The sequence below is a fragment of the Vibrio sp. 10N.286.48.B8 genome, from assembly GCF_003050085.1.
Taxonomy (GTDB): domain Bacteria; phylum Pseudomonadota; class Gammaproteobacteria; order Enterobacterales; family Vibrionaceae; genus Vibrio; species Vibrio crassostreae.
Map to the genome: position 1 here is coordinate 70,445 of NZ_PIGD01000001.1, position 19,461 is coordinate 89,905.

The following is a 19,461-nucleotide window of genomic DNA, read 5'->3' on the forward strand; positions in this document are numbered from 1 at the left end:
TTGTGTTTATCGAGCTAATTTTTAACGAGGTTTGTTTAGATAAATAGCCTTGAGCGAAGCTTTATTAAACAAAGAGTTATTGAGCTAACCATTACTGGTTCTCCCAAGGGATAGCTTTTTTGAGTAACTTGTCTGTAATGAAGTAGAGCGAGATAGACAGCACCGCCAAGATGAACAAGGCGGCAAACATCTCATCGATGATCATGCGCGCGTTGGCCTGCAGCATTAAGTAACCCAGCCCCTCACTCGAACCCACCCACTCGCCGACGACCGCTCCAATTGGCGCAATCACCACAGCGACACGAATACCAGATGCCAGTGTTGGCAGTGCAGCAGGCAGTTGGATGTGACGAAGCAGTTGCCATTTCGATGCACCCATCGTCTTAGCAAGATCGAGATAGCCTGTCGGTGTATTACGCAAGCCGTCGTAGCTACAGGTCGTTACAGGGAAGAAGATTATGATTGCCGCCATCACCACTTTTGAAGCGATGCCATAGCCAAGCCACAGCATCAATACTGGCGCGATCGCGAATACAGGAATCGCTTGGCTAGCAATTAAGATAGGCAATAGCCAACGTTTCAATGGATCAAACATCAACATCTGCAGAGCAAAAAACAGCCCCATCGACAAACCTAGCAGTAGACCAAGTAAGATCTCTTGCGCAGTCACCCAAGTGTGTTTGAGTAACACATCGTAGCGTTCAATCAACTTGAGGAAGACTTCTGCGGGAGCTGGCAGAATGAAGCTTGGCATCTCGAAAATAACTACCACCATTTGCCATAAACCCAGAATAACAGCACTGCTGATAAGCAAACGCATCACGGGGTTCATCTGACGAGGGCGTGTAGTGGCAGCCTGTCCGTTAGTTGAATGAGCCACAGCTTCGCTTCGCGTTAGATCATTCATAATCACGCTCCAACTGGTCTAAGATCGCCTGTTGCAACTCGGCACACTCACCATCGAGCACTCGTGGCGTTGACGTGTGAGGAACAGATAAAGAGTGAGCACTCGCCGGTGTGCCTTGCAACACATACAAGTTATCCGCCAAACGCACCGCTTCTTGTGGATCATGGGTGATCAGGACAACGGTTTTATCCCTTAACAGTTCACACGCTAAGGTCTGTAACTTGTGTCTCGTTACCGCATCCAGCGCAGAGAACGGTTCATCCATCAGCACCACTGGCTTGTCTTGCATTAAAGTGCGAGCCAAAGCGACTCGCTGACGCATGCCTCCAGACAATTGATCCGGCATCGCATTCGCGTAATCTGCCAAACCAACCGCAGAAAGCAACTCGAGTGCTTGATTGGTTTGTAGCGCTTTATCAGATGCTGGATTTTGAAAGCGATGACTCAGGCAAACATTGTCGATGACCGATAGCCATGGCAGTAACAAATCCTGCTGCGCCATGTAAGCGGTGCGATCCGTTAATGGCAATTCATCGGACGTTGCCAATGTGCCCTGCCACTCCACCTTATCGTCCAGCAAGCCTGCCAGATAACGCAATACCGTGGTTTTTCCGCAGCCACTTCGACCCAACAATACCGTCCACTTACCTGCGTTTAAGCTAAGCGACAACCCAGACAAGGTCGCGTGCTCACTGTCGTTATAGCGTAAGGAGGCATTGCTGAGTTGAACACCAACCGTATTAACGGACATTGCCGTACCCAGCAAAAAAGTGATTTACCGGGCCATGACCCTGACCGACTTTCAACTCGTCAGCATGCGCAATCGCGCTTGAAATGTATTGTTTACCAAGGTCGACAGCCTCTGGGAGCGTGTTACCTTGAGCCAAGAAAGAAGCAATAGCAGAAGAGAGCGTGCAGCCCGTGCCATGAGTGTTTTTGGTAGGAAAACGCTTCGCGCTAATCACAGCAGATGTGGTCGGTAGAATCAGTAAGTCATTACTGTTTTCATCTTTCTCTAGATGACCACCTTTTAGCAGAACGGCTTTAGCACCTAAAGCGCGCAAATCTTCAATCATATCCTGCATTTCGGCTTCGCTTTCAGGAACGGCCTTTCCTGTCAGTGCAGCGCCTTCCGGCAAGTTAGGGGTAATAATGTCGGCGAGCGGAATCAGCTCTTGTTTTAGCGTGGTTATAGCCGAGTTTTCTAGCAGAAGGTCGCCGCTTGTCGCGACCATTACAGGGTCAATCACTAAGTGTTTTGGCTGGTATTGTTTGACTTTGTCTGCAACGACTTTGATGATTTGCGAATCCGCCAACATACCAACTTTTACCGCCACGATATTCAGATCGGTGAACACCGCATCTAATTGGCTGGCAACATGCTCGAGTGGAATTGGGAAAATGGCTGATACGCCTTGAGTGTTCTGGGAAGTGATCGCGGTAATTACCGAACAAGCGAAGCTACCGGTAGCAGACATGGCCTTAATATCCGCTTGAATGCCCGCGCCGCCGCCACTGTCAGAACCTGCGATGGTTAAAACAATCGGAGTATTGATCGAAGAAGATTGGTTTTCTGGTGTTTGAGTGTTGCTAGGTGATGCTTGAGAAATGGAATGCAGTGTCATGGTCGCTCCTACTGTCTAAAAGACGTAAGAGAACCGAACTTTGGCCGCAAAGAGAATGTGGAGGTGAAAGCAATGAGAGATCATTGTTGAACCACGTAGGCAAAGTAATCATAGTTCCCTACGCCAGTGTTAACTGAATCAGGTTCAACGGGTCTCGAATAACGATCTCAGCAAACACCAAATAAGGTATATGCCCCCCGACTATTGATAGCGATAGTAACAGCACTCTCACAACTGAGATACTGATTTTATTCAATTATAAGAATTACGCATGAATAAATTTCAATTAGGCGCTACAAAACAAGTACTTATAACGCTATTTAAGATGGCTTCGACTGTATCAACAAGCACAGTACAATCAGGGACATACCAAACCACCCTGTAAAAGGAATCAGCTCACCGACAACGCAGACCGCGAGCACCGCTGCGACTACCGGTTCAAACAAAGTAAGTAGATTGGCACTACTCGCGGTGACATGGCGTAAACCAAAACTGAAGGCGACATAGCCCAAACATTGTGGGATTAACGTCAGATAACTGATGACTAATACGTTGGTCTGCGAGGAAAACAGGTTCTCACCAGTAAACCAGAGCGTTGGCAACAACAGCATCGCACCGAGGCCAAAAATACTGCCCATCGCCGCTTGTGACTTAATCCCTTTATCGATCAGTGCCTTTGTCGCCCAAGAATAAATGGCATAGCACAGGCCTGCCACCAAACCTAATCCAATCCCCAAAAGCTTCAGGTCGTCGCCAGAGTCACTCGCCGATGATGATTCTGAAAATACCAACAACCCAATACCTACTACACCAATCGCAAAGCTAGTGAGCCAACGTTTGTTGATATTATTAGTTTTGCTAATCAGACACTCTAGCAGTGCAGAAAAGAAAGGTGCGGTAGCAATCGAAACTACGGTACCTATCGCCACACCTGATAATTTCATTGAAGAATAGAAAGCTAAGGGATATACCGCCAAAGCCAAAGCGCTCACTGCCAACAGCTTCTTGTTCTGCAAAATTTTGTCGAAAGCGAATAGGATTTTTCGATACGCCAAGCCCGCTTGCATTAGGCCACCGAAACCCATAGAGAAAGCGCCAATCGCCAATGGGCTCAGATCGGGAGCAAAGCTTGCGGCGGTGCCTGTCGTGCCCCATAAAATAGAAGCAAACAAGATGGCTAAAGTGCCCGTTTGGAATTCATTAACGCGATTGATGGCAAGATTCATTTCTATTATCCAATTTTCATTTTTCAAATAGATAATAGTGAATGTTTATAATATTTAGTTTGCTGAAAGGACGCTATTATTGTTTCTAAAGACTGTCTTTCATGGAGCCTAGAAAAGCCCTTGGAGACATCCCAAAATGCTGAGAGAAGCGGCGACTGAAAGCAGAAACATCACTATATCCCACATTTTCGGCTATCAACTGAACGGGTAAATCGGTATGGGTTAACAAGGCTTGAGCTTTCTCCATACGATAGCGAGTGATGTATTTTAGCGCACTGATTCCAATACACTCTTTAAAGCGCTTCTTAAACTGAGTGGGGCTCAAACAGGCCGTTTCTGCAAGTTGTGAAATGGATAACGGCTGCGTGTAATTATCCGCGATCAGCCTTTGTACCGCACGAATTCGAGGGTCGATGCTCTTGCTTACTTCTTGTTGTTCTAAAAGCAGTGAAAACACATCCAAGATAGATGACTCAATACCACTGTCTACTTGGTATTCCAACTGCTTTTCAACAAACAGCAAGAAGCTCATTAAAGGTGGCGTTATCGTGAAAACCGAGAGCTCATGCTCCAACAAGTGCTGCGGCAACTCTGCCATATCTGCGACAATAAACCGCGCTGCTTCATCCGCCTTAAACGCATGCGCTGTGGTTACCGGAATCACCACACATTCACCCACGGCCACTTTGCCGACATACCCTACCATCTCGATATTGATACTGCCTTGGATCGGCAATACCAGTTGATGATGGTCATCATGAGCATGGGTATTAAATTGCTTAGTGTAAGATCGAATGCTTAAGCTAGATTTCATGAGCAACGCCGGAGTGCATTTCGCTAGGTTAAAGTAAGAGACACAAGGTTACATTATCACTTCCCTAGAGTCACACTCAATACTCATCAAATTCATGCGAGCTAGGTGACATGATCAAAAACGGCCTCTAAATAAGAGACCGTTTTTATTAAAAATCGTCATTCACATCAAGCTTAGAATGACACTTGGCTATCTTGACCAACCGTTACTTGCACGCCGTTTTGAACATCATAGATTTCAAAACCATCAGCAACCGGATCAGCATTATCTTCACCACTGTCATGTTGCGCAGTACAGGTATAACCCAATGAGTAAGTACCTGGGTCAATGAAGCCCAGTGAGAACTCATAGTCGGTCTGTGCTTCATTCATTGTCACTGACGCTGAAGTTACCGGTTTCACTTCATCACTGCCGCCAATTGGAACCATGTCAGCTTGTTCAACATTACCTTCATACAAGTAGATCGACTGAACAAATGTAGTGTCACCACCGTTACAAGTGTCATAAGTAGAAAGAGCAACAGTGCCTTCAATATTTCCGGTCTCAACCGTATTGATCAGGCTCACAGACGTTCTTTGAATGGTGTAATCAGGGAAAGTCGAACTGTTCTTTAGGCCACGTCGAAGATCGAACTCGACAACAAAATCGTTGCTTTGCTGGTTCACGTTAAAAGAGTTGTTGAAGTACAGTACGCCAGCGTTATCTTCTTTACCTACACCTTGCGGGCACGCGCCATTACCTTTCACCGTTAACTCACGATTCGTATCATCATTTTCTATCACGTAAGATGGATCTGTTGGATGATCACCATCATTCGCGAACACACACAACTTATAGCTACCTACTGGAACTACCTCATTTTCAATCAAAGGAAGCGCATCGCTGCCTTGGTAATCCAACAAATTAACACTTAACGGAATAGGATCTGCGCCATCAGGTAATGGATCGCCATTTTCATCAACGTAGTTACCGTTTTCGTCCGTTTTATACACATCATAAATCAGAGGCGAACCTCCCCCTTGAGGAAGTAAAGCGACCTTGCTAAATGTCACCGTCACATCTTTAACATCATCGATGGGCGCATCACTCACGCTCAAGGTAATCGGTGTCGTGCTGCTTGATGAACCTGAATCACCACCACAACCGACAAGCCCAGCCAGCACAAGGCTCGCCAAAGCGGTTTCCTTTAAATACTTCATAACTAATTTCCTATAAATCACTGCTCAATAAAGGGCTTAGTTTGTTGCCCTCTTATTCTTTTCCTTAATGTGACTCATAGACAAACCGCGCTTATGGCCCAAATCGGCTCGCCCTATTATTTAGGGCTGTCTTCATCCAAAAACTCTGTTCATCAAGGTGCACATCTCAGGTCGCACATAGGTTAATTAAGTCTAGTAATTAAAATGTCAGTAGTCGCACATATTTGGCAAGGTTGCTGTCAATTGTATTGGAATAGTCGGCATGTATAGGGGCTGAGAGGATGATTGAAAGCAATCAAATCAAAGTCAAAAATCGCCCCCAAGATCAAAAAAGGCCGTTAAGACAGCCTGTTGCTGAACTTAAACGACCTTTTTATTGAATGTGGATAAAGCTAATTCGATATTAGCTCATTCAAATTCACTTATTTTTGAAGTTGCTCTTTAGCCGCTTCAACCTTAGAAAAATCTAGGCCAAGCTCTTCAACTGCTTCTTTGATTAGCGCAGGGTTTTGCATTACCTGACCCATCAGCATTTGAAGTTTGTCTTGAGGTAAACCAAGTTGGCTGATCGTCGCCATTGCTGCAAGAGGGTTCTCGGTCAACGTCTTGAATAGCTCGCTGATCTGCTCGTCGCTAATATTGTTCTCTTTCAACATTGCTAAAATCGGGTTCATTTTTTTGCCTTTGAAACACTAAATTAAGTAGGAGCACAGCATACCATCTAGCTGTGCTCGATTGTACTAGCAACTTATACTTTGCCTACTATGAAATAACCCTAAGCCTAGCGAGACTCTAATGGGTAAGAGCGGTAGCTCCACATACCATACGTTCTCAGTGCGTCACGGTAGATGCCTAGAAGCTCACCACTGCTCGCTTTCTTAAGATCTTCTAGCGGCTTGTCTGGGTAAGAAACCGTATCGAAGGTGATACCTTGAGGACCCGTTTGCCAGCTCGCGATTTCAAACAGAGTTTGACCACGACGAACATGGCTTGCCGAGCTGATAATGGTCGCGTGCTTAATATCATGACGAGCAAGCGCATAGCTACTGAATAAGGCATTGCCTACCGTGCTGGTCGCGTAGTTCTCTTCAATGATGCGATCTTTACTTACCCCTTTTGAGATAAGCCAATCCGCCATTAACTTGCCTTCAGTCTTATGGTTCTTCGGCACGCCACCCGTTAACACGATCATCGCATCTGGGTTCGCTTTAGACATCGCCAACGTTGTCTCAAGACGTTCGATCAAGATTTGATGCATAGAACCATCAGGGTTAAGTGCGTAGCCCAAAGTGACTATGGCACCGTGGTCGCTCAACAGCCCCTTATCTGCAGACTCTTTCAGCGGTGTTTCTAACACGCGGTCGACCGTTGCAAAAATACGTTTGATGTCTTCTGCTTTGCCCTTATTCAGGCTTTCCAGTTTCTCCATGTGCTTGTTGGATTCACTATCATTGCCTTCAAATCTCTGCCAAACCGCAAGGTAAGCGTGAAGATCAACATCGTCTGGCGCAACCGTCAGTGCTTGTTCAAACAACTCAATAGCGCGCTCCGCATTCTTGTTGTAGATCTGAGCGTTCGCTGCCGAGATCAACAAGTCAGTACGGTAAGGTTCTAGCTGGTACGCTTCTAACAATCGGTTAGTCACAATTTCCATGTTGCTTGGCATTTTAGCCGTGAAGCCCGCGTGTGAAATTCTTGCCGGAGACTTAAACGCCTGCAACGCATCAAGAAGTAGTTGGTCGACAACTTGTCGCTTAGTCACCAACTGCGCGTAATCTGCTGAAGCCTGTACTGCGCCATCGTTAGCAGCAAAAGAATAAGGTGTTGCGCCAAAAGCGAGCATGCCACCAAGAGCTAAGGCGATAATGTTCTTTTTCATGGAAAGATCCTGTGTCGTTAAGTGTTCACATCAGATTTGCTCACCAATGTAAGTCCCTAAGATTAAAAAACTGTGAACCACACCAGAATCTCCGAGGTTAATATTCATTTGTTGCATAAGGTGTGGCAACAGATCACGATTTTGAACTTACCAATAAGCCTGTATATCCAGATAATTCTGGTTTGAACCAGTGCTCAACGTTTTTGTTGGAATATCTGACTGCGGATTTAATACGCCCTATTCCACCGAAAACTACCCATCACAAACCCGAACTCCGCAGAAAACAACACGCCAAACAGCAACTTTAAGCTCATTTTTTCAACAACTTAAAATCCAACACACCGAATTGTTCGATGTTAATCCTCACTCAAATAACGAAGTTTTAAACACATAGACTTGGAATACGAATCAACAGATTTTCAAATAATTCAAAATCAATTATTGAACGACCGTTCAGGTGATGCTTTAATGAATCACCAATACAAGGAGTTACCCCATGCTTAAGTTCTATTTTCACCAAACACCCAACCCAATGAAGATCGCTCTATTTCTAGAAGAGACAGGCCTAGATTTTGAACTTGTTCCTGTTGATACCTTAAAGGGTGAGCAGCACACTCCGGAATATCGTTTGATTAACCCGAACGGTAAAACACCAGCCATTGAAGACGATGGGCAACGCGTGTTCGATTCTAATGCCATCCTTTTGTACCTATCTGAGAAAACAGGCAAGCTAGCCGGTCAGCCAGAAGACCGAGCTGAACTATTATCTTGGATGATGTTTATCGCCAGCGGACTTGGTCCATACTCTGGCCAATCAGTACACTTCCGTCATGCTGCGCCAGCAGGCTTAGATTACGCGGTAAATCGTTATCTACGCGAAGCACAACGTCACTACGAAGTGTTAGAGAAACATATGGAAGGTCGTGAGTTTTTCGTCGGAAATGAGTACACCATCGTCGATGTCGCGGCATGGGGTTGGATTGATAAAGCACCGGTTGTGCTTGGTGAAGAAGGCTTAGAACCTTACCCGAACTTGAAGCGCTGGTTTAACGCAATCAACACTCGCCCAGCTGCAATTCGCGCCCGTGAAACTGGTAAAGACGTTGAATTTAAAATAGAACGCGATGAAGAAGCGAAACGAGCACTGTTTCCTTCGAATTATGCGAAATAACTAAACGTAAAATAACTACGCGCAAAATAAACAAGCTGTACGCAATCTCTAAGTTAAACGAGTACAACTCAAACAACAAAAGAGCGGCTAACATGCCGCTCTTTTGTTGTTCAATTCATATACGCTGCATGAGCTTACTATTCAGGTCTCGCCACAAAGTTAATCTCTCCAGAACCCGTTAAATATGGGTCTTTGATCTTACCGCTTATCTCATTCTCAGAAACAAAGTCAATCAACAATCGTGAAGCAAACTCGGAGTAGTACAAACTCTTAAATGTGCCATCAGTTAGTAAGATTGAGGCTGACGCTCGAGTACGACCGTCAACACTCAATCGGTAATAACGACCGCCGCTAAATGTTAATACCGCGTCTGGGTAAGAATCAATCTTCCATGACTTACTTTCTAAAAATGAAAACGTAGTTTGATTAATTTCAAAACCTTGAACCGCATACTTTAGTTCACCATTAGAGTTAAGAAATACGATCTCTGGCCTACCGTTACCATTTAAATCGGCTAATTCGAACTGCTGAACATCTTCACCAGGGAGCAGTGCTTTAGGAGCTATATATGACATCTCATAAGCAGAAGCTTGAAGTGATATAAATGAAATTAAAGACGTCAATAAGACTCGTGCATTCATTGCTACTTTCCTTTATATATTAGTATTTTTTAAAAAATTCACGAACTGAAAAGTAAAAGCACTTACATACCAAGAAGGCTTTTCATGTCACCAGACATATTAAGCATCCAATATTCGCCATCGCTTTTAAGCGTAATAATTTCATATTGAGTAGTGATTCGGTCGCCGAACTGCTCTTTTTTCTCAACCGTAATATACTTTTGACCTTGGTAATCAAAGTCATTAATTACACTGAACGAAGATAATTGAGCAACATTGGAGCCTTGAGCAACCTTCCGAATATTCAAGAAAGTATTCATAAAGACTTTTTCGTCCATAATCGCGATATCTTCTCTGGTAACTCCAGAACCAAAGGCAATATTCGCAATATCAAGAACATTCTGATTTTCGTTTTGAAGACCTTCAATAATGATGGATTTGAGGTCTCTAATGACATCCGTATGATAAAAACTTGCAGACTGGTTAAAACCGACCTTAGTGATGAAATCAAAATACTGCTCAACAAACTCAACGGGATCTTGAGACAAAGATAGATCCCCTTCAACCACGACATCGACGTTTTCAATCAACGCGAATACTGAACTGTAAGGCGTAAAGTTGATACGTTTGTCAACCAACCAATTCTTGTAAACCCACGATGATTCGTCCATGCAATGCTGTGAAACTTCTGCCAACGGCACTCTGTCGCCAATAGTGGTATTGTGCGTTTTTTCACCTTGAGTGTTTATCGCATACGTGTAAACCAAAACACCAGATTGTGGATAATGCGCCTCTCCATCTATCTCACTAAACGTAGTGTTGATACACACTCTATCTATGCTATTTAGCGCTATTGGCAATAAGACACTGGCTTCAGCCCTCTTTGTCAAATATCCCTCACTAAAATCGAAAAAATCAAAGCTAGGAGCTTGATACAGATCGGGTTCTTCAGTCAGTGTAGGGAGACCATGTTTTAAATTTGGACTAACCGTGTATGTTTCACTCGCAGCGTTCGCTGATAATAATAACATTGTTAATGGTGCGATATTTTTCATTATTTACTTCCTTTATTTTTGGCGAGAATATCTTTTATCCTGATAAAAAATTCAACCGTATAAACAGTAAAATAATCAATAAAAAACTCATCTGTGATTACAATCAACTATATAAGCATAATAAAATACAATTAAAACAATAAATATACAAAACACTATAAGTTATAATTAACTATTGATAGCATTAACTAAAGTTACAACTGTAGATATAAACCTCTATTTATCTCTTTCGCATTCTAATTAATTTAAATTAAAAATTGGATCATAAAATAAAATATTGATAAAAATAAAAAAACGATTACATTCACTTCCTGTACTAAATAAGAAATTACACAATGTTATTATTAACATCACTTTCAAATACCTTATATCTCAAAGTTATTAGTAGCTAACCGAAAATTTCACACCATAAGTGAAAGATAAAATCTATAACCTACGTGATTTCAACCTATCTTAAAGAGCCACTCCAAATGAAAAGCAAACTCGCATTATTAGCACTACTCTCGTTCAACACAGCTTCAGCCAGCGACTTATTCTTATTTGAACAAGTCACCGCTTTCAAGTTAGGCGGTGAGCAACATAGCCTTAGTGGAATAGAAAAGCACACGCAGCAGAGAATTCGTATTGAGTGGCGAGAAAACCCTTACGAGAATTCACAGCGTTTAGACAGATGTATTACAACGTTCCAACAAGCAATGAACCAACCGGAACGTTATTACTTGCATGTTGAGCTCGCCCAATCGACGTTCATAGGCTGTGAGATCGGAGTGAAGGAAAGCTTGTTAGCGAATTGAACTCAATAAGATTAAGATCACATGGTTGGTCGTGAATTTATCGTCGGTAGTGAGTACACCATTGCCGATGTATCCGCATGGGGTTGGATTGATAAAGCACCTTTCGTGCTTGGTGAAGAAGGCCTAGAACCTTACCCGAACTTGAGTAAAGACGATGAATAAGACCTAAAACAGAAAATGGCTTCAAGCCGTGGTGTGGGCAACTTCCGTTCAATGTTCATCAACATTCCAAACGGCAATGAGAAAGGGATTCAGCTTATCCCCGTTGGCGACATTGCAACAAAAGATGAGTACGAGAAAATTAAGAACGTCACCGTACAAGAGGTGCTCACCGGTCATCGCTTCCCTGTTGAACTGGCCGCAATCATTCCAAACGGTGGCACTCGTGGTGACCCGATTAAATTTGATTACGTTTACTGTAAAAACGAAGTGATACCCGCTTGCGAAATGTTCATGGATGCCGTGAACAGCGACCCAGAAGTACCAGAACAGCTGCATTTGACCTTCAATTTGGACAATGTAGCGGCCTAATTAGCGTGATGTTTTTTGCAATTATGTTTTTCACTGTAATTTACGCTCAGCCCTTTCTTCATAAGGGCTGAGAAACAACTCAAACGATCGTCATAAAACACAAACGATCATTAAAAAACCGACCAAAAACACAAAAACCATTATATTTCAGTAATTTAAAAAAAAACAGATCAACACAGATCGTCAGAATTTCAATTCCTTGCAATTTTTTGCACTCTTCGCAATTTTGTTAGGCGCTCTGTAAGCCATTTTGAGCGCTGCTAACTTGCGGCAAGCCCTGTTATTCCTGAAGGGCTAGCGGCTTGTTAGCCTTCCATAGCCGCGACAGAATTTCACTGAAATAGAATTGCGAAAAGACGAGAGCGAAAACGCTTCAGGTGGGGAGAAGGAGTGCGTTTTCTGTGGGTTGGGCGTGCTTTCGGTGGGGCTGTGAGACAGGCGTAAAAAAGCCACCGGGTGCGGTGGCTGTCTGAGCAAGTCTTGCTTTAAACTAGATTTTAAAATCTATTTTTTCTTTTTGAGCAATAGGTTCAACATCTTTGAGTGGTTCATATTTCCATTTTGACAATGCTTGTACAGCTACCTTTTCAAAGATCCCCTTTGGGATGGATTCGATTACAACAATATCTGTCACATACCCTTGCTTGTTGATGTTAAACGTCATGACCACATATCCTGATAGATTATTCTCATATGCTACTGTTGGGTATCTTGGATTTACAACCTCAATTGGAACCAAATCTACATATTCTGGTGACCCCGTATTGTCCTGAAAATTCGAACATCCAGCTATTAAAACAAGGGGAAATAGTTTCAAAAATCTCATAATCTTCTCTCTGATACATAACACCGTTAAGAGGGAGCGACTTTACCTCCAAACTTCGACACAATGACTACACCAACTTAGATTTATTTAAAATAGAAAACGCTAGGCTTTTCTTAAGCAACTTGTAAATTATTCATACTCGTATTCTGGCTCAATAAATAAGACTAAAGTCTTTCCATCTCTGAAGCCAGCACTGATCGAAACCCCATCAAAAATGGACTTATAAGACTTCTCCGCCTTGAGGCTTTCGTAGATACTATTAAACAAATGCTTTGTTCTGACTCCTTCCGTAAACTGAAGAATTGAACCAAGATACATATATTGCGTTAGTGTCATATAGCTACCACATTGCTCTACCCTATCATAAGGAGACGTCAATTGGAGTTCTATTACCATTTCACGTTTATCTTTCATAACTGTAAAAATAGTCACTTTGGCACAAGCATTATCATAAATATATTCATACACCTTGAACTTATCATCGTCGATATAATCGATTAATTGAGACGGTGTCTCTATTCTAAATTTATGTCCAATAGTGCCTTCAATATCTTTGATTATATTCAGAGCTCCTTCAAGGTTAAGTCTCTCTGTTTCACTAAGAGATGTTAGGTACTCTGATACTAAAGATACCTTAACGTCTGTTTTCATTACCATTAACTCAGGCTTAATTTCGACAGCCAAATCATTATAAAAATCAAATAGATTTCCAATGCTGACTTTCGTAGTGCTCACGTACAAGCCACTTTCAATTTCTGCTTGTGCATTTAAGTTCAAAATAAGAAATACTGATAGTATAATCTTCCGTAAAATAGACATATTTCACTACCACTAGGTTAATTTAATTTTCGTTACATAAGGTCTAAAGAGCTTCATTAGACTGAAAATTTCTGCATTTAAATACAAAACTTTTCTATGTCGTAATCTGATGCGAGGGAGGATACACATTGATTTGTGATATGATCAATAACTTATCTGTCGCTGATGATTGTTCACTTCACAAAATGCAGAATTTCACTTAAATAGAATTGCGGAAAGATGAGATCGAAAGCTCTGCAGATGAGCAGGAGTGCGTTTTACGTGGATTAGGCATAGTACCCTCCGCTCTTGAAGCGCCCACTTCATATCAATTTGACCTTTCTCGCTCCCCACCCAAATACGCAATTGATGTCACATAAATACGTAAAGCTTTCTTACTTAAATATACATATCAATTAGATAGCCTTATATTCACACCACAAATGCAACCAACTCATAGTAATGAACTCAGTTATGCTAAAAAATACCCTTTTATTATCAAGCTTCATATCTCTAGGTGCTGCAGCTTCACCCATTCAGATCGACAGCTGTGAACAGTTACTCAATCTTGAAGACAAAACCAACTCTGACTACGTGTTAGTTCAAAACATTGATTGCTCTGAATTCGTTCATACCAAGCCCAAATCGTTTGCGGGAAACTTTAATGGTAATGGTTACGCGATATCAAATTTAACAATTTCAGCAACAAAAGGTGATGTTGGCTTATTTTCCAGAATTAGGTCTGGGGTAATCGAGAATCTAAACATCAATAACTTTCAAGTTGATACACAAAATAAAAAAGCAACAACAGTTGGAACTTTGGCCGGGCTTCAAGACGGCGGGCTTATTAAAAACGTTAAAATTACCGATTCATCAATTTCAAATGCTGTAGGTTCTTGGGCTATAGGTTTGCTTGTCGGTAGAGCTGATAGTGCTATGCTGAAAGACATCGTTGTTCAACATAGTACTTTAAGCGCCTCAACAGATTCTGACAAAATTGGGGCTGTATCAGGATGGTTAATAGAGGGCGCTGGCGCAAACAATATAAAGGTTAATGACGTTCATATAACTGTCAAAAATAACGATTTTAACTACGTTGGGGGGGTATTTGGAAACGTAGTCGAAACACCACTTAGTTTACTCGAAATCACAGATAGCTCAGTTAAAAGAAATGATTTAGGAAAAAGTGGAAAAAACGGACTTCTAGTAGGACAACTAGATAAATCAACCATCAACAATGGCAGTGTCGTAAACGTTGTCCATAATTTGGTGCTTGGTAAATATAACGGCATTGCAGCTGGAGTAATAGTTCAATCCGAAGGTGATGAAATTGTGTTAGATAACATATCTCATAATGATGTCGATAACACATTACAATGGCACTACGTTAACCCGAGAAAAACATATAGAACCAACAATCTATACCTCAATTTGAGTAACGAATCTACATTACCGCCCCCTACATGTCGCTTCTGAGCATAAGTGTTTATCCCTTCAGAACGCTGTATAAATCATCACCATAATTTAGTACTATGAGCCTATCATTTGGATAGGTTCATGGTGTCATATGAGAGTAGTTTACCCCGAATGTGGCGAGAAAGCCCGCATACAGAAATCAAACCGTATTTCAGCGGGTTATAGCGATTTATATTGTAGTTGTAGTGACCCAGAATGTGGCCACTCTTTCGTGATGAACCTGACGTTTAGCTACACTCTCAGCCCAAGCTCAAAGACCACCTCGCAGATGGCCTTTGAGTTGCTCAAAGCACTTAGCCCTGAGAAACGGGTTGAGTTGAAGAATCAGTTGTCGATGCTTTGAGGTATGGGCTCTCCTTGAAAGTACACTTACCTTTCGTAAATTCAGGGGAATCACCTTCTTTGTATATTGATATTCTGTCTTTCGACAACAGCGCAATCTTTACATCTAGATCATTATCGATATTTTCACATAACGATGCGTCAGAGTAATATGCACCCTCCAAAAATACTTGTTTCAATTGGTTCTCAAATTTATCACCAGCCAGATACGACAGCGAGTGCGTTGGCAAGACTTGAAACGAAACATGAATAGCAAGCAGAGCAGCCCCCTAATGAAGACCTTCCTCTGAAAGTCATCAACACCTATTGCCTTCACGGTATCATTGATGACAAAGCGACACACACTTCTGCCGAACGCTGTAGAAAAAAGAGCTAACTTCACTATTCCAGAGATCAGCATGACAATGCGCTATGCCCACTTCGCACCTGATCACCTATCTGAAGCAATTATCCATAACCCTCTTTCTAACCTGTAACCTGTCGCCAAAAAAATTTTTGCTCGGCTGTCGCCACTTGCCAAATTTCAGGTAAAAAAAGAGCCACTCTAAAGTGGCTCAATTCTTAAAATTTTGAACGAGTGTTTTAAACGTTACTCTTTACCGAATACGTTGTTTTCTTGCTCTTGCACTCGGATGAAAGTCGTACGCTTAGTTAGCTCTTTAAGCTTTGCTGCGCCTACGTATGTACAAGTTGAACGTACACCACCAAGAATGTCAGAAATTGTGTTGTGAACTGAACCACGGTATGGAAGTAAAACAGTTTTGCCTTCCGCAGCACGGTACTTAGCCACACCACCTGAGTGCTTATCCATAGCCGACTGTGAAGACATGCCGTAGAACTTCATGTATTGCTTACCGTCTTGCTCTACTACTTCACCGCCCGACTCAGAGTGACCTGCTAGCATGCCGCCTAGCATTACGAAGTCAGCACCGCCGCCGAACGCTTTAGATACATCACCCGCACATGAACAGCCACCGTCACCGATGATCATGCCGCCAAGGCCGTGTGCTGCGTCGCCACACTCGATGATTGCAGACAGTTGAGGGTAACCAACACCTGTTTTAACACGTGTAGTACAAACTGAACCTGGGCCGATACCAACCTTAACGATGTCTGCACCCGCTAGAATTAGCTCTTCAACCATGTCGCCTGTTACAACGTTACCCGCAGAGATAACTTTGTTCGGGAATTCAGCACGTACTTTTTGTACGTACTCAACTAGGTGCTCTGAGTAGCCGTTAGCGATATCAATACAGATAAATACGAAGTCTTCGCTAAGCGCCATGATTTGCTTAGTCTTCTCAAACTCAGCTTCAGATGTACCTGTTGATACAAATACGTTGTTCAGTGTTTTCTTGTCTGCTGTTTTAGCGAACTCAGCCCACTGCTCTACTGTGTAGTGCTTGTGTACTGCAGTCATAACACCGTGCTCTGCTAGAGCAGCTGCCATTTCAAAGCTTGCTACCGAATCCATGTTCGCTGCAATTACTGGAGTACCAGACCATTGACGACCGCTATGCTTGAATGTAAAATCGCGGGTTAATTCAACTTGAGAACGGCTTTTAAGGGTAGAACGCTTCGGACGGAAGAGTACATCTTTGAAACCTAACTTAAGTTCTTGTTCGATACGCATGGTGTTTTCCTTGATTCATAAAATTATGTGTCTCTCGCGAAATGCGTAGTAAAACCGTTGGCAGACGAGTTTACTTTTCTTCGGACACAAAAAAACCGGAGCGTTGGCAGACGCTCCGGTTTTCAGCATTATAGGTCGTGATTTAGTAACAGCAAGTCTGATATTTCACTTTTTTTTGTGCTATCCTCTCAAAGATTCCATACCTGCTTCAAACCCCTCAGCTTTACTTTTCCACTAAATTCTTATTAATTAATAACTTAGCGAACTATTTACGCAAACGCTGTCGGTTTATTGCGCAATCGTTTTCCTCCCTATCTCACTCAATATCACCCTCATTAAGCAATAATGTGAAGAAAGTGCCTCGAAATCACATAAAAATCACACTTTTCTCCAACAAAAAAATGTCTTTTTTCTTAAATAAATTCGATTTTTTTCCAAATTATTTCTGTTTTCGTCCAAATTAGGCAAACTCATCGTGTTGCTGGTTAACCTCACCTAAGAGAAACACGCTTCAATGCACTCGATTTTGAAGGCAAGGTTCATTTGATTTCGACAATCCAAATCCCAGCCTTTATTAAAAGCCCCCTAAAAAGCCAAACTTTATAAACCACCAACAACCAAAATCATGCATCTTTGGCGTCTGGTAGTTCATTCAATCTAGATTCTTGAGGAAGAAGGTTCTAAAAAAAAGAGTTCGCTGAGCGAAAAGCAGAGTAAACATTGAAAATTTAGAGTGAGTAGATGAAAGAGATCGAAGCCTCTAAGGTCAATTGAAGAATAAAAAGCAAAAAAATGGCTAAGGTCGTTAACCTTAGCCATTTTTATTCACTCTTTAGGTTCAGTGCTAGTTCTTTTGAGAGACTAACGCTTCTGCTGTCGCATCTTGAATAGACAAAAATAGAGAGGTGACTTGGCCTGTTGGTGAACGCATCGGGTTTAGCGTGACGTTCTGATACATGAAATCAGCTTGCTGGGTTACTGGCCTAACGTTGCGACACTTAAACAGATACGGCCTTTGTTGCCATGTAATGAAGCTGCGACAGCCTAGATCGTAGACTGGCTTAGTTTTCAGTCTAAACCACTCTTCTGGGATTTCAGGGAATAACTCAAAGATCGACTTACCAATAGCATCATGCGATTGCTTTCCGCTATGGTGAGTCATGAAGCCATTCCAGACTTGCACCTGAAAATCACGGTTAATGACCACCAGTCCCATGTCGACGTTTTGAACCATGTCCACCATCCAGTGGAACTGTTCAAATTCAGCAGGAAGATTCAGCATATTAAAACTCCTCCATTAGGTAGGCCAATTTGTTGTCTAGAAGCGGCAGAGACTCATCAACAAACATAAATAGAAGGTCACAACGGATAGAAGTGCCATCAATGTTATAGCTGACTTCGAAGGTCATGGTCTTCTTAAACGAACCACTGGTATTTTCAATCACAGAGTCAATCGAGATGTGTTGACCTAGCAGTACAGGAGAGCTCTGGAAAAAACGAACTTCTGATTGCTCCCCTAATCCATTCAAGAATGAGCCAACTAGGATGTTCGACACATCCATAAGCAGTTCTAACTCTTCAAGCTGTTCGCTTTCGGTTGGTACCTTCATGAGTTTCTTAAGGTCGCTCACGCTGGAGTCACTCAGCAATACTAATGCTTCACCTGCGATGCCTTCTCCGCTGAAGCCTTGGCAAACACCCGATACTTGGTCGTTGTCGGCTAGGTCACGAAGTGCCATGTGCAATTCACTCACTTCGAAGATGTTGACGTTCGGCAGCGGTAGGTGAACAAATACATTAAAGTGGCGCGCCAATGCATCGGCTGCACGGCCTATCGCTACGTTCGCGACTTCCATATAGATATCACGTCTGCGAAGTATTGGCAGTTCTAAAGCGGTTGGAGTAATGATTTGAGGTTGTTTTGGCGGCTCGACATGCTCACGCAAAATAGCTTTGAGCGCTTCTTTATCGATCGGCTTTTGCAAAAACGCTTTGGCGCCAAGATCCATCACCTTCTGTTGTGCTTTTGGTTGTATGTCACCCGAAACAACGACAACAGGCGTGGTGTCACCTAAACGTTGCATCTCTTCCAATGTGCCATAGCCATCTAATTCCGGCATGGTGAGGTCGAGGAACATCAGTTTGAATTGGTTTTGAGCGAGCTCTTCAAGTGCATTAAGCCCATGAACAGCAAAAGTTATATCTGCATTTAGAGAACTAGGCAGTGACCGAGCCATCTGCTTCCTTGCTAATGCAGAATCATCACATATAAGAACTGGGAACGACATAAATGCACCACCGACAAATTAAAGCTAATTCGGACGAGTGTAACAGAACATTATGGTATCAGGTACGGGGTGAATGGATTTATGTGTAGATTATTAGTAAGAATGATGAAACAAGCAGGTAAGCTATTATCCGACATTATTCTTCATGAAAAACAATATGCTACAAAGGTAATAACCTTTCGTCATTATAGAGTAATAGCACTTTTTCATGGAACAACAGCGCTAATTTATGAAATGACAGCCTTAATAAGTGAGTTTATTAAGGCTCAATCTCGTC

Annotated in this window: 19 protein-coding genes, 3 pseudogenes and 1 riboswitch; of the genes and pseudogenes, 7 read left to right on the forward strand and 15 right to left on the reverse strand. The window is 42.5% G+C overall.

Annotation, left to right across the window (positions count from 1 at the left end; genetic code table 11):
• Positions 1 to 91: 91 nt before the first annotated feature.
• The 8 genes from CWO08_RS00300 to CWO08_RS00335 form a co-directional block, all read right to left on the reverse strand.
• Entirely contained in the window at positions 92 to 907 is an 816-nt protein-coding gene (locus tag CWO08_RS00300; RefSeq protein ID WP_102432296.1) for an ABC transporter permease, read from the reverse strand.
• On the reverse strand, positions 900 to 1,658 hold the full coding sequence (locus CWO08_RS00305; protein WP_102530411.1) for an ABC transporter ATP-binding protein: 759 nt from the start codon (positions 1,656 to 1,658) through the stop codon (positions 900 to 902). Before CWO08_RS00305 ends, CWO08_RS00300 begins: the two co-directional genes overlap by 8 nt.
• Positions 1,648 to 2,532 (reverse strand): bifunctional hydroxymethylpyrimidine kinase/phosphomethylpyrimidine kinase, encoded by an 885-nt coding sequence (gene thiD / locus CWO08_RS00310; RefSeq protein ID WP_170960896.1) that lies wholly within the window; start codon positions 2,530 to 2,532, stop codon positions 1,648 to 1,650. Before thiD ends, CWO08_RS00305 begins: the two co-directional genes overlap by 11 nt.
• 98 nt (positions 2,533 to 2,630) lie before the next feature.
• Positions 2,631 to 2,742: riboswitch (TPP riboswitch) on the reverse strand.
• Between the two features lie 110 nt (positions 2,743 to 2,852).
• Positions 2,853 to 3,758: a DMT family transporter gene (locus CWO08_RS00315; RefSeq protein ID WP_102530412.1), complete on the reverse strand. Its 906-nt coding sequence runs from the start codon at positions 3,756 to 3,758 to the stop codon at positions 2,853 to 2,855.
• A gap of 85 nt (positions 3,759 to 3,843) precedes the next feature.
• Positions 3,844 to 4,572 (reverse strand): AraC family transcriptional regulator, encoded by a 729-nt coding sequence (locus CWO08_RS00320; protein ID WP_102530413.1) that lies wholly within the window; start codon positions 4,570 to 4,572, stop codon positions 3,844 to 3,846.
• 173 nt (positions 4,573 to 4,745) lie between these two features.
• Entirely contained in the window at positions 4,746 to 5,771 is a 1,026-nt protein-coding gene (locus CWO08_RS00325) for a DUF4382 domain-containing protein (protein WP_102530414.1), read from the reverse strand.
• A gap of 422 nt (positions 5,772 to 6,193) precedes the next feature.
• On the reverse strand, positions 6,194 to 6,445 hold the full coding sequence (locus CWO08_RS00330; protein ID WP_004731647.1) for a DUF2999 family protein: 252 nt from the start codon (positions 6,443 to 6,445) through the stop codon (positions 6,194 to 6,196).
• Positions 6,446 to 6,552: 107 nt separating this feature from the next.
• On the reverse strand, positions 6,553 to 7,650 hold the full coding sequence (locus CWO08_RS00335; protein WP_102432301.1) for a YdcF family protein: 1,098 nt from the start codon (positions 7,648 to 7,650) through the stop codon (positions 6,553 to 6,555).
• Between the two features lie 496 nt (positions 7,651 to 8,146).
• Between CWO08_RS00335 and CWO08_RS00340 the strand changes: the two genes are divergently transcribed.
• Positions 8,147 to 8,821, forward strand: a complete 675-nt coding sequence (locus CWO08_RS00340) for a glutathione S-transferase family protein (protein ID WP_108019411.1) — start codon at positions 8,147 to 8,149, stop codon at positions 8,819 to 8,821.
• Between the two features lie 137 nt (positions 8,822 to 8,958).
• Here CWO08_RS00340 and CWO08_RS00345 read toward each other — a convergent pair whose 3' ends face one another.
• A complete protein-coding gene (locus CWO08_RS00345) occupies positions 8,959 to 9,462 on the reverse strand; it encodes a hypothetical protein (RefSeq protein WP_017105147.1) in 504 nt (167 codons plus the stop codon).
• A 62-nt stretch (positions 9,463 to 9,524) separates the two neighbouring features.
• On the reverse strand, positions 9,525 to 10,496 hold the full coding sequence (locus CWO08_RS00350) for a hypothetical protein (protein WP_108019412.1): 972 nt from the start codon (positions 10,494 to 10,496) through the stop codon (positions 9,525 to 9,527).
• Between the two features lie 470 nt (positions 10,497 to 10,966).
• Between CWO08_RS00350 and CWO08_RS00355 the strand changes: the two genes are divergently transcribed.
• From CWO08_RS00355 to CWO08_RS00365, 3 genes and pseudogenes are all read left to right on the forward strand, one after another.
• Positions 10,967 to 11,290 (forward strand): hypothetical protein, encoded by a 324-nt coding sequence (locus CWO08_RS00355; RefSeq protein ID WP_102529995.1) that lies wholly within the window; start codon positions 10,967 to 10,969, stop codon positions 11,288 to 11,290.
• Positions 11,291 to 11,308: 18 nt separating this feature from the next.
• Positions 11,309 to 11,440 (forward strand): annotated as a pseudogene (locus CWO08_RS00360) (glutathione binding-like protein); the annotation flags it as partial.
• Positions 11,426 to 11,821 (forward strand): annotated as a pseudogene (locus CWO08_RS00365) (phage portal protein); the annotation flags it as partial. The pseudogenes CWO08_RS00360 and CWO08_RS00365, both read left to right, overlap by 15 nt.
• A 490-nt stretch (positions 11,822 to 12,311) precedes the next feature.
• Here CWO08_RS00365 and CWO08_RS00370 read toward each other — a convergent pair.
• Both CWO08_RS00370 and CWO08_RS00375 read right to left on the reverse strand, forming a co-directional pair.
• Positions 12,312 to 12,647, reverse strand: coding sequence for an energy transducer TonB (locus CWO08_RS00370; protein WP_108019416.1), 336 nt, complete (start codon positions 12,645 to 12,647; stop codon positions 12,312 to 12,314).
• 129 nt (positions 12,648 to 12,776) lie between these two features.
• Positions 12,777 to 13,466: a hypothetical protein gene (locus CWO08_RS00375; protein ID WP_108019418.1), complete on the reverse strand. Its 690-nt coding sequence runs from the start codon at positions 13,464 to 13,466 to the stop codon at positions 12,777 to 12,779.
• A gap of 453 nt (positions 13,467 to 13,919) precedes the next feature.
• Between CWO08_RS00375 and CWO08_RS00380 the strand changes: the two genes are divergently transcribed.
• The 3 genes and pseudogenes from CWO08_RS00380 to CWO08_RS24335 form a co-directional block, all read left to right on the forward strand.
• Positions 13,920 to 14,921, forward strand: a complete 1,002-nt coding sequence (locus CWO08_RS00380; protein WP_108019420.1) for a hypothetical protein — start codon at positions 13,920 to 13,922, stop codon at positions 14,919 to 14,921.
• Between the two features lie 91 nt (positions 14,922 to 15,012).
• Entirely contained in the window at positions 15,013 to 15,264 is a 252-nt protein-coding gene (locus tag CWO08_RS00385; RefSeq protein ID WP_108019422.1) for an ogr/Delta-like zinc finger family protein, read from the forward strand.
• A gap of 388 nt (positions 15,265 to 15,652) precedes the next feature.
• Positions 15,653 to 15,739, forward strand: a pseudogene (locus tag CWO08_RS24335) (integrase); the annotation flags it as partial.
• Between the two features lie 113 nt (positions 15,740 to 15,852).
• Here CWO08_RS24335 and CWO08_RS00390 read toward each other — a convergent pair.
• The 3 genes from CWO08_RS00390 to CWO08_RS00400 all read right to left on the reverse strand — a co-directional run bounded on the left by CWO08_RS00390 (position 15,853) and on the right by CWO08_RS00400 (position 19,184).
• Entirely contained in the window at positions 15,853 to 16,896 is a 1,044-nt protein-coding gene (locus CWO08_RS00390; protein WP_060980457.1) for a GMP reductase, read from the reverse strand.
• Positions 16,897 to 17,740: 844 nt separating this feature from the next.
• Complete coding sequence (locus tag CWO08_RS00395; RefSeq protein WP_048606084.1) at positions 17,741 to 18,178, reverse strand: PAS domain-containing protein; 438 nt, start codon at positions 18,176 to 18,178, stop codon at positions 17,741 to 17,743.
• Between the two features lies 1 nt (position 18,179).
• Positions 18,180 to 19,184, reverse strand: coding sequence for a response regulator (locus tag CWO08_RS00400; protein WP_019821697.1), 1,005 nt, complete (start codon positions 19,182 to 19,184; stop codon positions 18,180 to 18,182).
• Between the last annotated feature and the right edge of the window lie 277 nt (positions 19,185 to 19,461).

Bases quoted from the DNA above. Each gene is read 5' to 3' on its own strand.
- CWO08_RS00300 (WP_102432296.1), bottom strand. From the start codon at position 907: ATGAATGATCTAACGCGAAGCGAAGCTGTGGCTCATTCAACTAACGGA.
- CWO08_RS00305 (WP_102530411.1), bottom strand. From the start codon at position 1,658: ATGTCCGTTAATACGGTTGGTGTTCAACTCAGCAATGCCTCCTTACGC.
- thiD (WP_170960896.1), bottom strand. From the start codon at position 2,532: ATGACACTGCATTCCATTTCTCAAGCATCACCTAGCAACACTCAAACA.
- CWO08_RS00315 (WP_102530412.1), bottom strand. From the start codon at position 3,758: ATGAATCTTGCCATCAATCGCGTTAATGAATTCCAAACGGGCACTTTA.
- CWO08_RS00320 (WP_102530413.1), bottom strand. From the start codon at position 4,572: ATGAAATCTAGCTTAAGCATTCGATCTTACACTAAGCAATTTAATACC.
- CWO08_RS00325 (WP_102530414.1), bottom strand. From the start codon at position 5,771: ATGAAGTATTTAAAGGAAACCGCTTTGGCGAGCCTTGTGCTGGCTGGG.
- CWO08_RS00330 (WP_004731647.1), bottom strand. From the start codon at position 6,445: ATGAACCCGATTTTAGCAATGTTGAAAGAGAACAATATTAGCGACGAG.
- CWO08_RS00335 (WP_102432301.1), bottom strand. From the start codon at position 7,650: ATGAAAAAGAACATTATCGCCTTAGCTCTTGGTGGCATGCTCGCTTTT.
- CWO08_RS00340 (WP_108019411.1), top strand. From the start codon at position 8,147: ATGCTTAAGTTCTATTTTCACCAAACACCCAACCCAATGAAGATCGCT.
- CWO08_RS00345 (WP_017105147.1), bottom strand. From the start codon at position 9,462: ATGAATGCACGAGTCTTATTGACGTCTTTAATTTCATTTATATCACTT.
- CWO08_RS00350 (WP_108019412.1), bottom strand. From the start codon at position 10,496: ATGAAAAATATCGCACCATTAACAATGTTATTATTATCAGCGAACGCT.
- CWO08_RS00355 (WP_102529995.1), top strand. From the start codon at position 10,967: ATGAAAAGCAAACTCGCATTATTAGCACTACTCTCGTTCAACACAGCT.
- CWO08_RS00370 (WP_108019416.1), bottom strand. From the start codon at position 12,647: ATGAGATTTTTGAAACTATTTCCCCTTGTTTTAATAGCTGGATGTTCG.
- CWO08_RS00375 (WP_108019418.1), bottom strand. From the start codon at position 13,466: ATGTCTATTTTACGGAAGATTATACTATCAGTATTTCTTATTTTGAAC.
- CWO08_RS00380 (WP_108019420.1), top strand. From the start codon at position 13,920: ATGCTAAAAAATACCCTTTTATTATCAAGCTTCATATCTCTAGGTGCT.
- CWO08_RS00385 (WP_108019422.1), top strand. From the start codon at position 15,013: ATGAGAGTAGTTTACCCCGAATGTGGCGAGAAAGCCCGCATACAGAAA.
- CWO08_RS00390 (WP_060980457.1), bottom strand. From the start codon at position 16,896: ATGCGTATCGAACAAGAACTTAAGTTAGGTTTCAAAGATGTACTCTTC.
- CWO08_RS00395 (WP_048606084.1), bottom strand. From the start codon at position 18,178: ATGCTGAATCTTCCTGCTGAATTTGAACAGTTCCACTGGATGGTGGAC.
- CWO08_RS00400 (WP_019821697.1), bottom strand. From the start codon at position 19,184: ATGTCGTTCCCAGTTCTTATATGTGATGATTCTGCATTAGCAAGGAAG.